Below are 16,034 nucleotides of genomic sequence, written 5' to 3' on the forward strand. Positions count from 1 at the left end.
GACCACCAGCCGGCCGGCGTCGGCCAGGGAGAACACACCGGCCAGGTACGCCGCTGCCACCTCGCCCACCGAGTCGCCCAGCAGGAAGTCGGGACGCAGTCCGTATGACCGCAGCAGCGCCGCCAGTGCCACCTCGACCGCGAAGACCCCGGCGTGCTCCTCCCGTCGCCGCGCGTCCGCCTCGGAACCGATCAGCGGCTCCAGGGAGGCCTGTGCCTCCTGCAGCGCGTCCGCGAAGACCGCTGACCGCTCGGCGAGCCGGAGGGCCATGCCGGGCCAGGAGGACTCGGCGCCGGGGAAGAGGAACGCGACGCGCCCTGGCCGGGTCACCGCCGTACGGGCGTACGCGACCGGCTGCCCCTCGGCAACGCTGCGAAGCCCGGCGACGAGGTCTTCCCGGTCGGCCGCCCACACCACCGCGCGGCAGCGGAAGCCGACCCGGTTCGCGGCCAGCGATGCGGCCACGTCCGCCGCCGGCACGTCCTGGTTGCGCCCGGCCCAGTCGGCGACGTCCGCCGCCAAGGCCCGCAGCGCACCGTCGGTACGCGCGGACACCGCCCATGGCACCAGGTCGCCCAGAGCCGATTGGGCCGGGGTGTCGCTGCCGGGCGGCACCGGCGCGGCGGGGGCCTGTTCCAGGATCACGTGTGCGTTGGTGCCGCTGATCCCGAACGTCGATACACCCACGCGCCGCGGACGCCCGTCGGACTCCCACGGCCGGGCCTCGGTCAGCAGCCGTACGTCGCCGGCCGACCAGTCGATCTGCCGTGACGGCTCGTCCACGTGCAGCGTCGCCGGCAGCGTCCCGTGCCGCATCGCCTCGACCATCTTGATCACCCCGGCCACGCCCGACGCCGCCTGGGTGTGGCCGATGTTCGACTTCACCGACCCCAGCCACAGCGGCCGCTCCTCGGGGCGGTCCTGGCCGTAGGTGGCGAGCATCGCCTGGGCCTCGATCGTGTCGCCCAGATGGGTCCCCGTCCCGTGCCCCTCCGCCGCGTCGACGTCGGAGCCCGACAGGCGGGCGTCGGCCAGGGCCCGGCGGATCACCCGCTCCTGCGCGGGGCCGTTCGGCGCCGACAGCCCGTTGCTCGCCCCGTCCTGGTTGACCGCGCTGCCGCGCAGCACCGCCAGCACCGGATGCCCGAGCCGTCGCGCCTCCGACAGCCGCTCCAGCAGCACCACGCCCACGCCCTCGGACATTCCCATGCCGTCAGCGGCCTCGGAGAACGACTTGGACCGTCCTACCGCCGAGATCGCGCGTTGCATCGCGAGTTCCGCGAGCGGCCCCGGCGTGGACATCACCGTCACTCCCCCGGCCACGGCCAGCGAGCACTCCCCGCTGCGCAGCGCCTGGGCCGCCAGGTGCATCGCCACCAACGACGACGAACAGGCGGTGTCGATCGTCACCGCGGGACCTTCGAAGCCGAACGTGTACGCCACCCGGCCGGACGCGACGCTCGACGCGTTCCCCGTCATCAGATAGCCCTCGGCCCCCTGCTGCGCGGCGACCGCGGCCGCGTAGTCCTGGCCGGCCAGGCCGGCGTAGACGGCGGTGTCCGTGCCCTTCATCGCGGTCGGGTCCAGACCGGCCCGTTCCAGCGCCTCCCAGACGACCTCGAGCAGCAGCCGCTGCTGCGGATCCATTGCCAGCGCCTCACGCGGGGACACCCCGAACAGCACCGGGTCGAAGTCCGCCACCCCGTCCAGGAAACCGCCCTCCCGCGTGTATACGCGGCCCGGCGTGCCCGGCGTCGGATCGTAGATGGCCGACAGGTCCCAGCCGCGGTCGTCCGGGAAGGCTCCGACCGCGTCCTCGCCGTCCCTGACGAGCCGCCACAGATCCTCGGGCGAGGCCACCCCGCCGGGGTAGCGGCAGGCCATCGACACGATCGCGATCGGTTCGCCCGCCGCCGCCGGGGCCGGGGCGGCCTTCTCGGCGGCCGCGGCCGCGCCGGTCACCTGGGCCACCAGATACTCGGCCAGGTCCTGCGGCGTCGGGTAGTCGAAGACCAGCGTGGCCGGCAGCGTCAGCCCGGACACCACGGCCAGCCGGTTGCGCAACTCCACCGCCGTCAGCGAGTCGAAGCCGAGGTTGCGGAACGCCTGATCGGCTTCGATGCCGCTGTCGTCGCTGTGGCCGAGGACCACCGCGGCGTGCTCGCGCACCAGGTCCAGCACCACCCGCGGATGCTCGCCGGGCGGCAACTGAGCCAGCCGGCGGGCCAGCGCACCGCCGCCGGCACCGGCCACAGCCGCCCGCCGGGGCGCACGGCCCAGGCCCTGCAATGCCGTCGGCACCGGTGTCCCCGCCGCGATCGCCTGACGGATCGCACCGACGTCGAGACCCGCCGCAAGCACCGGCCGGCCCAGGCCCAGCGCCCGGTCCAGCAGGGCGAGCGCCTGCTCCGTGCTCAGCACCACACCACCGCTGCGGGCCTGGCGAGCCCGATCCGCCTCGGTCAGCGCGGCGGTCATGCCGCTCGTCTGCTCCCACATGCCCCAGGCGATCGAGACGGCGGGCAGCCCTTCGGCCATCCGGTGCGCGGCGAGGGCGTCCAGGTAGGCGTTGGCCGCCGCGTAGTTGCCCTGCCCGGGGTTGCCCAGCAGCCCCGACAGCGACGAGAACAACACGAACGTCCGCAGATCCCGATCCCGCGTCGCCTCGTGCAGGTACCGAGCGGCGTCCGCCTTGGCGGCCAGCACCCGGCCCAGCGACTCACCGGTCAACGAGGTCACCGGGGTGTCCTCCAGCACGCCGGTCGCGTGCACCACCCCGACCAGCTCCGGGACACCCGCCACCAGCGCGTCCACCGCGACGCGGTCGGACAGGTCCGCCGCGACGATCCGCACTCGCGCCCCGAGCGCAGCCAACCCGGTCGTCAACTCGGCGGCGCCGGGCGCATCCGGTCCGGAGCGGCTCGCCAGCACCAGATCCCGAACCCCGTGCCGGACCACCAGATGCCGAGCGACCATGCCACCCAGCGTCCCGGTCCCGCCCGTGATCAGCACCGTGCCGTCGCCCACCCCGGGCATCCGCAGCACGATCTTGCCCACGTGCCGGGCCTGGCTCATGTATCGCAGCGCCGCACCCGCCTGAGCGGCCGGGAACACCGTGACCGGCAGCGGAACGGCCTGTTCCAGGACCCGCCGCCAGATCACCGCGAGCCGGTCCGGGTCCAGATCCGCCAGATCGAACGGCACCTGACGCGGATCACGGATATCGATCTTGCCCAGCTCCACGAACCGGCCGCCCTCGGCCAGCATCCCCAGCGACGCGTCCAACAACTCCCCGGTCAACGAGTTCAACACCACGTCGACCTGGCCGAACTCGGCCGCGAAGTCCGCCGTACGCGACGAAGCGATACGGGTCACGCCCAGCTCGGCCACCGCCGCCTGCTTGGGCGGGCTCGCCGTCGCGAACACCTGCGCCCCGGCCGCCAACGCCAGCCGGACCGCCGCCGTGCCCACGCCGCCGGAGGCCGCATGGATCAGCACCCGATCGCCCGAGCGCACCCGGCCCAGATCGAACAGCGCGTGATAGGCGGTCAGATACGCGGTCGCGACCCCGGCCGCCTCGACATCGCTCCACCCGTCCGGGACCGGCGCGACCAGCCGCGCATCGATCACCGCCAGCGGGCCGAACGCCGCGAACATCCCCATCACCCGCGTGCCGACCGGCAGGCCCCGCACTTGGGACCCCGTCTCGACCACCACACCGGTGCCCTCGCCGCCCGGAGGACGGGGGTCGCCGGGAAGCATGCCCAGCGATGAAACCACGTCGCGGAAGTTCACTCCGGCCACGCGGACCGCGATGCGGATCTCATGCGGTTCCAGCGGCCGTTCGGCGTCCGGGGCCGGCACCGCACGCACCTCGTCCAGGTCGCCGTCCGGACCCCATTGGAGCCGCCACGCACCCTCGCCCATCGGCAGCTCCGGCCCGTTGGGGACCGGACGCAGCCGGGGTACCAGCACTGCCCCGTCGCGCAGGGCCATTTCTCGTTCGCCGGTGGCCAGTGCCGCGGCGACGACCGCGTCGGACCCGGGGCGGCCGTCGTCGTCCAGCAGCACCAGACCCGCGTCGGGGTGCTCGGACTGCGCCGACCTGACCAGGCCCCAGATACCGGCCTCGGCCAGACCGGCCACGGTGTCGCCCGGCGCTGCCGCCACCGCGTCGCGGGTACGAACCGCCAACCGTGACCCCGCCGGATACTCTGCCCCCAGCCACGCCTGTACCAAGGCCAGCGCCGCGGACACGTCGGCCGGGTCGGCCCACGCAAGCACCGGCCGGCCCACCGCGTCGGGCAGCGCCGGGCCCACCCGGTCCCAGGCCTCCTCCGGTGCCGGCCCAAGACTGATCGGCGCCCATTCCAGCGACAGAAGCCCGGCGCCCGCGGCGGGGGCGGCGCCCAGGCGGCTGGTGTCGGCGGGGCGGGAGATGATCGCGCCGGCCGATATCACCGGCTGCCCCTCGCCGTCGGCGGCCAGCAGGGAGAACGCGTCCGGCCCGGCCGGGCTCAGCCGCACCCGCAGCGCCGACGCCCCGGTCGCGTGCAACCGTACGTCCCGCCACCCGAACGGCAGCAGAACCTGGTCGCTGTCCCCGACCGCGTCGCGGATCGCGGCGACGAGAAGGGCATGCAGCGCGGCGTCCAGCAGCGCCGGATGTATCCCGAACCCGTCCAGCCCCTCCGCCGCGGCGGCCGGGAGCTCCACCTCGGCATACACGTCCTCGCCGAGCCGCCAGGCCGCTTGCAGCCCACGGAACGCGGGGCCGTATTCATACCCGCGAGCCGCTATGTCCGCGTAAGCGTCGCTGACGGGCAACGGCTGGGCGCCGGCCGGCGGCCACTGCCCTTCCAGACCGGCGACCGTCCCCTCCGGGTCGGCCAGGGTCGCGGTCGCGTGCCGGATCCACTGCTCCCCCGTACGGGAGAACACGCCCGCCTGGCCGCCCTCCACCGACACCTGCACATCGACCGGACTGCCGCCCAGGACCAGCGGCTGCTCGAACGTGATCTCGGCGATCGCCGGCAGCCCGGCCCGGTCCCCGGCGTGCAGGACCAGCTCCGCCAGCGCCGCCCCGGGGACCAGTACCGTCCCCGACACCGCGTGATCGGCCAGCCACGGGCTCGTGGCGGTCGACACCCGCCCCGACAGCACCCAACCGGCGTCCTCGGCCAGCCGTACCGCGCTGCCCAGCAACTGGTGCCCGGTGTCACCGCGGGCGACTCCGCCCCCGGAGGCCCAGTAGCGGCGGTGCTGGAACGGATACGTCGGCAGCGTGACCGGCCGGCCCCCGGCTGTCAGACGCGCCCAGTCCACCGTCGCGCCGTGGGTCCACGCGTCGGCCAGAGAGGCGAGCAGGCGCCGCTGCCCGCCGTCGTCCCGCCGCAGCGAACCGACCGCCCACCGTCCCTCGATTCCCTGCATCAGGACCGGATGCGGGCTCACCTCGACAAACCCCTCGACGGGCATCCCCGCGACCGTCTGGGCGAACTTCACCTGCTCCCGCAGGTTCCGCCACCAATAGCCGGCGTCCAGGGTCGCCGTATCGATCGCCGTGCCCGTCACCGCCGAATAGAACGGCACCCGGGCCGTCCGCGGTGTCACCTCCACTGCCAGCAGGTCTTCGCGGACCGCCTCCACCAGCGGGTGGTGACTCGCGTAGTCGACCTCGACCCGCCGGGCCCGGATGCCCGCCGACTCACACCGCGCGACCAGCGACTCCAGCGGCGCCGGGGCACCGGAAACCACCACCTGCGAGTCAGCGTTGACCGCCGCGATCCGCAGACCGTCCCGCAGCAGGCCTTCGACCACGTCCGGGGCCGCGGAGACGGACACCATCCCGCCCGTACCCGCCAGCGCCCGCAACGCCCGGCCTCGCGCGGTGACCAGGCCGAGGGCGTCTTCCAGGGACAGCGCGCCCGCGAAACAGGCCGCGGCCAGCTCGCCCTGTGAATGCCCCACCACCGCCGATGGGACCACTCCGGCGGCTTCCCACACCCGGGCCAGACCGACCATCATCACGAACAAGGCGGGCTGGACCACTTCGACCTGGTCCATTCCCACCCCGGAGACCAGCGCGTCCCGCAGCGGCCAATCCACCAGCCGCTCGCATTCGGCCACGAACTCCGCGAACACCGGCGAGCAGGCCAGCAACTCCCGGCCCATCCCCAGCCACTGCGAACCCTGCCCCGGGAACACAAACGCCACACCACCGCTGTCCGCCGCCCGACCCGGCTCCACCCGCGTCAAAGCCTCGTCCAGCTCCGCCCGGTCAGCACCCAGGACAACCGCCCGGTACTCCAGGCCCGCCCTCGAACCGGCCAGCGACACCGCCACATCCGCGACGGGCGTGTCGACCGGGACATCGGATGCCAGCCGCGCGGCCAGCGCCTGCAGAGCGGCCTCCGACCGCGCCGACAAAACCCACGGCACCAGACCACCCGTCACCACCGGGTCACTCGCGCGGGACGGCGCCGGCGCGGCGGGCGCCTCCTCCACGATCACGTGCGCGTTCGTACCGCTGATCCCGAAAGACGACACGCCCGCCCGCCGGGGCCGCCCCGTGGATTCCCACGGGCGTGCCTCGGTCAGCAGCCGCATATCGCCGGCCGTCCAGTCCACGTGCGGTGACGGCTCATCGGCGTGCAGCGTCGCCGGGAGCGTCCGATGCCGGAGCGCCTCGACCATCTTGATCACACCGCCCACACCGGCACCCGCCACGGTGTGGCCGATGTTCGATTTCAGCGAGCCCAGCCACAACGGCCGGTCCTCCGGCCGGTCCTGACCGTAGGCGGCCAGCAGCGCCTGCGCCTCGATCGGATCGCCCAGCGCCGTCCCGGTCCCGTGCGCCTCGACCGCGTCCACGTCGACCGGGGTCAACCGGGCATCGGCCAGGGCCCGGCGAATCACCCGTTCCTGCGACGGGCCGTTCGGCGCGGTCAGACCGTTGCTCGCCCCGTCCTGGTTCACCGCGCTGCCCCGCAACACCGCGAGCACCGGGTGCCCCAGCCGTTGGGCCTCCGACAACCGCTCCAGCACCAGCACCCCGATGCCCTCGGACATCCCCATGCCGTCGGCCGCCGCCGAGAACGCCTTGCTCCGGCCGTCCGACGCGAGCGCGCCCTGCTGTTCGAACTCCGCGAACGCTGCCGGCGTGGCCAGCACCGTCGCGCCCCCGGCCAGCGCCAGTGAGCACTCCCCGTTGCGGAGCGCCTGCACGGCCAGGTGCGTCGCCACCAGCGAGGACGAACACGCCGTATCGACCGTGACCGCCGGGCCTTCCAGACCGAACGTGTACGCCAACCGGCCGGACGCGACGCTGGACGCGTTGCCCGTCATCCCGAAGCCGGCGCCGCCATCGGACAGCCGCAAGCTGTAGTCCTGCATGGCCATCCCGGCGAAGACCCCGGTGTCCGTGCCCTTCATCGCGGACGGGTCCAGACCGGCCCGTTCCAGCGCCTCCCAGACGACCTCGAGCAGCAGCCGCTGCTGCGGGTCCATGGCGAGGGCCTCACGCGGCGAGATCCCGAAGAACTCCGCGTCGAAGTCGCCGGCGCCGCTCAGGAAGCCGCCGACTTGCACGTACCCCGCGGAATCCGTCTCCCAGCCGCGGTCCGCCGGGAAGGCACCCATCGCGTCCACACCGTCCGCGACCACCCGCCACAGATCCTCCGGCGACGCCACCCCGCCCGGATAGCGGCACGCCATCCCCACGATCGCCACCGGCTCACCCGCCGACCGTGTCAGCACCACCTCCGCGGCGCTCTCCTCGACGCCCGACACCCGCCTCATCACGTATTCGGCCAGGGCCTGCGCGGTCGGGTGATCGAAGACCAGCGTGGCCGGGAGTGTCAGCCCGGTCGCCGTGGCCAGCCGGTTGCGCAGCTCCACCGCGGTGATCGAGTCGAAACCGATGTCCCGGAACGCCCGGTCGGCGCGTACGTCCGCGGCCTGGTCGTGGCCGAGCACCGCGGCGGCGTTCTCGCGGACCAGGTCCAGCAGGACGCGTGCCCGCTCGGCCTCGCCCAGGGCCGCCATCTGACGGGCGAATTGACTCGCGCCCGGCCCGCTCGCGGCGGCCCGGCGAGGCACCCGGACCAGACCGCCCAGCACCGCGGGCAGCGGGGACCCGGCAGCGATCGCGCTGCGGACCGAACTCAGGTCGAGACCGGCCGCCAGCACCGGCCCATCCGCGTTCAGCGCCCGATCGAGCAGGTTCAGCGCATGCTCGGACGGCATTGGCGTGCCGTTGGCATCAGTCGTATCGCTCTGTTCCTCCCAACGCCCCCAGGCGATGGAGACGGCGGGCAGCCCTTCGGCCATCCGGTGCGCGGCGAGGGCGTCCAGGTAGGTGTTGGCCGCCGCATAGTTGCCCTGCCCGGCGTTGCCGAGCAGCCCCGACAACGAGGAGAACAACACGAACATCCGCAGATCCAGATGCCCGGTGGCCTCGTGCAAATGCTGGGCCGTGTCCGCCTTGGCCGCCAGCACCCGGCCCAGCGACGCCTCGTCAAGCGAGGTGATCGGGGCGTCCTCGAGCACCCCGTCGGCGTGCACCACCCCGGACAGCTCCGGGACGTCCGCCACCAGCGCGTCCACCGCGGCCCGGTCGGACAGATCCGCCGCCACGATCCGCACCCGCGCCCCGAGTGTCTCCAGCACGGTAGTCAACTCGGCGGCGCCGGGCGCGTCCGGACCGGACCGGCTGACCAGCACCAGGCTCCGGACGCCGTGCCGGGTGGCCAGATGCCGGGCGACCAGCGCGCCCACCGTCGACGTCCCGCCAGTGATCAACACCGTGCCCTCGGGGTCGAGCACCGGCACCGCGTCGTCATCAGATTCGACCCGGCGCAACCGCGGCACCAGCACGACCCCATCGCGAAGCGCCAGCTCCTTTTCGCCCGTCGCCAAAGCCGCGACGACGAACGCATCGGATTCCGGGCGGCCATCGTCGTCGAGCAGCACCAGACCCGCGTCGGGATGCTCGGCCATCGCCGACCGCACCAGACCCCAGACACCGGCGTGCGCCAGACCGGCCACGGTGTCGCCCGCCGCTGCCGCCACCGCGTCGCGGGTACGAACCGCCAACCGTGACCCCGCCGGGTACCCGGCCCCCAGCCACGCTCGCACCAGGGCCAACGCGCCAGTCGCATGGGCGGGTTCGGCCCAGGCATACACCGGCTCGTCCCGGGCCTCGGGCAATTCCAGCTCCGGGCCGACCGGCACCCAGGCCTCCTCCGCGCCCGGCTCCGGCGGGCTGACCGGCGCCCATTCCAACGCCAGCAGGCCTTCGCCCGCGCCCGGGGCGGCCAGCCGGCCCGTGTCCGCCGGCCGGGAGATCATCGCACCGGCCGACACCACCGGCTGACCCTCGCCGTCGGCGGCCAGCAGGGAGAACGCGTCCGGCCCGGCCGGGCTCAGCCGCACCCGCAGCGCCGACGCCCCGGTCGCGTGGAGCCGCACATCCCGCCACGCGAACGGCATCCGCACCGCACCGTCGCCGTTGTCGCCACTGTCGTCGGCCCCGGCTATCAGAACGTGCAGCGTGGCGTCCAGCAGCGCCGGATGGATCCCGAACTTCTCCTGTCCGTCCCCGACCGGCAATTCCACTTCGGCGTACAGATCCTCGCCGAGCCGCCAGGCGGCTTGCAGACCACGGAACGCCGGCCCGTACTCGTACCCACGAGCCGCCATGACGTCGTAGACATCGCCGACGGGCAACGGCTGCGCGCCGGCCGGCGGCCACTGACCGTCCAGCCCCGTGACGGTTCCGGCCGGATCGGCCAGGGCCGCTGTCGCGTGCCGGATCCACTGCTCCCCGGCACGGGAGTACACGCCCGCCTGCTGCCCATCGACCCGCACCTGCACATCGACCGGGCGGCCAACCAGCACCAGCGGCTGCTCGAACGTGATCTCCCCGATGGCGGGCAGCCCGGCCCGGTCCCCGGCATGCAACACCAGTTCCGTCAGCGCCGCCCCGGGTACCAGCACCGTCCCCGACACCGCGTGATCGGCCAGCCACGCGCTCGTCGCGGTCGACACCCGCCCCGAGAACGCCCAGCCGGATTCCTCGGCCAGCCGCACCGCGTGGTCCAGCAGCGGATGATCCGCGTTACCGCGGCTGGTTCCGCCGCCTGAGGCCCAGTAGCGGCGGTGCTGGAACGGATACGTCGGCAGCGTCACCCGGCTGCCTTCGGGAACCACCCGGGTCCAGTCCACATTCGCGCCATGAATCCACGCGTCGGCCAGAGAGGCGAGCAGGCGCCGCTGTCCGCCGTCGTCCCGACGCAGCGAACCGACCGCCCAGCGCCCCTCGACCAGGTGCGCCAGCACCGGGTGCGGGCTCACCTCGATGAACCCCGCGGCGGACACCGCCGCGACGGTCTGGGCGAACTTCACCTGCTCCCGCAGATTCCGCCACCAATAGCCGGCGTCCAGGCTCGCCCCATCGATGGCCGTGCCCGTCACGGCCGAATAGAACGGCATCCGGGCCGTCCGGGGTGTCAGCCGCACCGCCAGCATGGCTTCGCGGATCGGCTCCACCACCGGGTGGTGGCTCGCGTAATTCGTTTCGACGCGCCGGGCCCGGATCCCCGCCGTCTCACACTGCGCCGTGAACGCCTCCAACGGCCCCGGCGCACCTACCACCACCACCGAACTGGCAGAGTTGATCGCCGCGATTTCCAAACCGTCCCGCAGCAGCGGCTCGACCACGTCCGGGCCCGCGGCGACCGACACCAGCCCGGCCGTACCCGCCAACGACTGCAGCGCCGTACCCCGCGCGGTAACCAAACGGAGAGCGTCTTCCAGTGACAGGGCACCCGCGAAACAGGCCGCGGCCAGCTCGCCCTGTGAATGCCCCACCACCGCCGATGGAACCACTCCGGCGGCTTCCCACACCCGGGCCAGACCGACCATCATCACGAACAAGGCGGGCTGGATCACCTCACCGCGGTCCAACCCCGCCCCGGAGACCAGCGCGTCCCGCAGCGGCCAATCCACGAACTGCTCGCATTCGGCCACGAACTCCGCGAACACCGGCGAGCAGGCCAGCAACTCACGGCCCATCCCCAGCCACTGCGAACCCTGACCCGGGAACACAAACGCCACACCGCCACTGTCCGCCGCCCGACCCGGCTCCACCCGCCTCAAAGCCTCGTCCAGCTCCGCCCGGTCAGCACCCAGGACAACCGCCCGGTACTCCAGACCCGCCCTCGAACCGGCCAGCGACACCGCCACATCGGCCGCCCCGGCGTCCGGGTTCCGCCCGGCCCAGCCGGCGACCTCCGACGCCAGGGCGTGCAGCCCGGCCTCCGACCGCGCCGACAACACCCACGGCACCACCACATCCGCGACCAGCGGCCGGGCCGGGCCGGGGGCCGTTACCGGCGCGGGGACCGGGTCCGGGGCCTGTTCCAGGATCAGGTGGGCGTTCGTGCCGCTGACGCCGAACGACGACACCCCGGCGCGCCTCGGACGCCCGTCGGACTCCCACGGACGCGCCTCGGTCAGCAGCCGCACCTCGCCGGCCGACCAGTCAATGTGCGGCGACGGCTCATCGGCGTACAGGGTCGCCGGGAGCACTCCGCGTTGGAGTGCCTCGACCATCTTGATCACACCGGCCGCCCCGGCCGCGGCCTGGGTGTGGCCGATGTTCGACTTCACCGAACCCAGCCACAACGGCCGCTCCTCCGGCCGGTCCTGGCCGTAGGCGGCCAGCAGCGCCCGCGCCTCGATCGGATCGCCGAGCGTGGTCCCGGTCCCGTGCCCCTCCACCACGTCCACATCGGAGGCCGACAGCTTCGCGCCGGCCAGCGCCGCCCGGATCACCCGTTCCTGCGAGGGACCGTTCGGCGCGGTCAGGCCGTTGCTGGCCCCGTCCTGGTTCACCGCGCTGCCGCGCAGCACGGCCAGCACCGGATGCCCGAGCCGCTGCGCCTCCGACAGCCGCTCCAGCACCAACACCCCGACGCCCTCGGCCCAGTTGGTGCCGTCGGCTGCGGCCGAGTACGCCTTGACCCGCCCGTCGGCCGCCAGCCCGTCCTGCAACGCGAACTCCGCGAACGTTCCCGGGGTGGGCATCACCGTCACACCACCGGCCAGGGCCAGCGAGCACTCGCCGTTGCGCAGCGCCTGAGCCGCCAGGTGCATCGCCACCAACGACGACGAACAGGCGGTATCCACCGTCACCGCGGGCCCTTCGAGGCCGAGCACGTAGGACACCCGGCCCGACGCCACGCTCGACGTGTTTCCGGTCATCCGGAAACCACTGCCGTCACCTTCGGCCAGCAGCGAGTCGTAGCCCTGGGAGGCCAGCCCGGCGAAGACTCCGGTGTCCGTACCCTTCATCGCGGCCGGGTCCACGCCCGCGCGTTCCAGGGCTTCCCAGGACACTTCGAGCAGCAGCCGCTGCTGCGGGTCCATCGCCACCGCCTCACGCGGCGAGATCCCGAAGAACTCCGCATCGAAGTCCGCCGCACCGGACAGGAAACCGCCCACCCGCGCGTACCCGGCAGACTCCGTCTCCCAGCCGCGATCGGCCGGGAAGTCACCCATCGCATCCACGTTGTTCGCGACCAGCCGCCACAGGTCCTCCGGCGAAGCCACCCCGCCCGGGAACCGGCACGCCATCGACACGATCGCGACCGGCTCGCCCACCGCCACCGGGGCCGGAGCGGCCTTCACCTCGGCCGGGGCCGCGCCGGTCACCTGGGCCAGCAGATACTCGGCCAGCACCCGGGGCGTCGGGTAGTCGAAGACCAGCGTGGCCGGCAGCGTCAGCCCGGACGCCGCCGCCAGCCGGTTACGCAGCTCGACCGCCGTCAGCGAGTCGAAGCCCAGATCCCGGAACGCCCGGTCAGCGGGAATACCCGCACCCTCGTCATCACCGTGGCCGAGCACCACAGCGGCGTGCTCACGCACGAGCTCCAACAGAACAAGGGACCGCTCGGCCTCACCCAGACCACCCAGCCGACGGGCCAACGCACTGGTAGACCCGGTACGGGCCGCGACGGCACGCCGCGGCGCACGGCCCAGACCGAGCAGCGCGGCCGGTACCACCGCCCCGGACGCGATCGCACTGCGGATCGCGCTCACATCCAGGCCCGCCGCCACCACCGGCTCACGACCGGCCACCGCGGCGTCCAACAGCCGCAGCGCCTGCTCGGTGGGCAGCGCCGCACCGCCGCCCCGAGCCAGCCGGGCCCGGTCCACCTCGGTCAGCGTGCCGGTCATGCCGCTCGACTGCTCCCACAAGCCCCAAGCAATCGACACCGCGGGCAATCCAAGCGCCGTCCGATACGCGGCCAGGGCATCCAGATAGGCGTTGGCCGCCGCATAGTTGCCCTGCCCCGGATTCCCGAGCAGCCCGGCCAGAGACGAGAACAACACGAACATCCGCAGATCCCGGCCGACAGTCGCCTCATGCAAATGCCAGGCAGCCTCCGCCTTGGCCGACACCACCAAATCCAGCGACTCACCGGTCAACGACGCCACCGGAGCGTCCCGCAACACCCCAGCCGCGTGCACCACCCCAACCAGACCCGAAATACCCGCAACCAGCGCATCCACCGCGACCCGATCAGACAGATCCGCCGCGACAACCCGCACCCGCGCCCCAACCGCCTCCAGCCCAGCAACCAGCTCGACAGCCCCAGGCGCATCCAGCCCGGAACGGCTCGCCAGGACCAAGTCCCGCACCCCATGCCGGACCACCAGGTGACGGGCGACCAGACCGCCCAGCGTTCCGGTGCCGCCGGTGATCAGCACCGCACCGTCGTCCACCCCCGGCAGGCGCAGCACGATCTTGCCCACATGGCGGGCCTGACTCATGAACCGCAGCGCGGCACCGGCCTGAGCGGCCGGGAACACCGTGACCGGCAACGGGACCGCCGTCTCCAGAACCCGCTGCCACACCGCGGCAACCCGGTCGGGGTCCAAGTCCCCCAGGTCGAACGGGACCTGACGCGGATCACGGATATCAATCTTGCCCAGCTCCACGAACCGGCCACCCTCGGCCAGCATCCCCAGCGACGCGTCCAACAACTCCCCGGTCAACGAGTTCAACACCACGTCAACCTGGCCGAACTCGTCGGCGAAGTCCGCCGTACGCGAGGAAGCGATGTGTGTCACGCCCAGCGCCGCCACCGCGGCCTGCTTGGCCGGACTCGCCGTCGCGAACACCTCCGCCCCCGCCGCCAACGCCAGATGTACCGCCGCCATCCCCACACCACCGGCCGCAGCATGAATCAGCACCCGGTCCCCCGGTTGCACATGGCCCAGATCGAACAACGCGTGATAGGCAGTCAGGTACGCGACGGGCACCCCGGCCGCCTCGACATCGCTCCACTCGTCCGGGACCGGCACGACCAGCCGCGCATCGACCACCGCCAGCGGGCCGAATCCCTGGAACATCCCCATCACCCGCATGCCGGGTGCCAGGCCGTCCACCCCCGGGCCCGTCTCGGTCACGACCCCGGCGCCCTCACCACCCGACATACGGAGGTCGTTGGGGAGCATGCCGAGGGCCTGCAGGACGTCACGGAAGTTCACTCCGGCCGCGCGGAGGGCGATACGGACCTCACCGGGCGCCAAGGGCCGCTCGGCGTCGGGCGCCGACACCGCCCGCACATCGTCCAAGTCTCCGTCCGGACCCCATTCGAGCCGCCATGCCTCCGGACCGGTCGGCAGCTCGGGAACGGCCGGGACCGGGCGCAGGCGGGGCACCAGAACGGCGCCGGTCCGCAGGGCCAGTTCCTTTTCGCCCGTGGCCAGGGCGGCGCCGACGATCTCGGCGGATTCGGGGCGGCCGTCGTCGTCGAGCAACGCCAGGCCCGCGTCGGGGTGCTCGGCCATGGCCGACCGCACCAGACCCCAGACCCCAGACCCCGGCAAACCAGCCACGGTGTCGCCCGCCGCGGCCGCGACCGCGTCACGGGTACGGACCGCCAGCCGCGACCCCGCCGGATACGCGGCCTCCAGCCACGCCTGCACCAGCGCCAGCGCCCCGGGCAGATCCGCGGGCTCAGCCCAGGCAAGCACCGGCTCGTCCGTGGCCTCAGGCAGATCCAGCTCCGGGCCCACCCGCACCCAGGCCTGCTCCAGTGCAGATCCCAGACTCAACGGCGCCCATTCCAGCGACAGCAGCCCCGCACCCGTACTAGGCCCGGCGAGCTGGCTGGCATCGGCCGGACGGGAAACCATCGCCGCCGCCGACACCACCGGCTGACCCTCACCATCGACGGCCAGCAGAGAAAACGCATCCGACCCGGCCGGGCTCAACCGCACCCGCAACGCCGACGCACCCGTCGCAAGCAACCGCACATCACGCCACGCGAACGGCAACCGCACCTCCTGACCGTCCTCCGCGGCCACGATCATCGCGTGCAGGGCGGCGTCCAGCAACGCCGGGTGAATCCCGAACCCGTCCCCTTCTTCGCCCGCTGCGGCAGGCAGCTCGACCTCGGCGTACACGTCCTCGCCGAGCCGCCAAGCCACCTGCAGACCACGGAACGCCGGCCCATACGCGTATCCATGGGCGGACAAGTTCTCGTAGGCATCACCGATCGGCAACGGCTGCGCGCCCACCGGAGGCCAGGCCCCCTCGAATCCGGCGATAGTCCCAGCCGACGGGTCGGCCAGGGTCGCGGTCGCATGCCGGGTCCACTGCTCGTCGGTCCGGGAGAACACGGCCGCCTGGCCGCCCTCGACCGACACCTGCAGATCGACCGGGCTGCCGTTGAGGACAAGAGGCTGCTCGAAAGTGATCTCCCCGATGGCGGGTAGCCCGGCCCGGTCACCGGCGTGCAGCACCAACTCCGCCAACGCCGCACCAGGAACCAGCACCGTGCCCGACACCGCATGGTCCGCCAGCCACGGACTCGTCGCGGCCGACACCCGCCCCGACAACACCCAACCCGCATCCTCAGCCAACCGCACCGCACTCTCCAACAACGGATGCCCGGCACTACCCCGACCCATCGCACTACCCGACGCCCAATACCGGCGGTGCTGGAACGGATACGTCG

1 pseudogene (running past one end of the window) is annotated in these 16,034 nt (G+C 73.1%); it reads right to left on the bottom strand.

Annotated elements, in window-relative coordinates:
• A pseudogene (locus J2Z30_RS50260) lies at positions 1–16,034 on the bottom strand (SDR family NAD(P)-dependent oxidoreductase) (its annotated part continues 13,396 nt past the right edge of the window); the annotation flags it as partial.

Origin of the sequence: Streptomyces iranensis, from assembly GCF_017874715.1 — a bacterium.
Lineage (GTDB): Bacteria > Actinomycetota > Actinomycetes > Streptomycetales > Streptomycetaceae > Streptomyces > Streptomyces iranensis.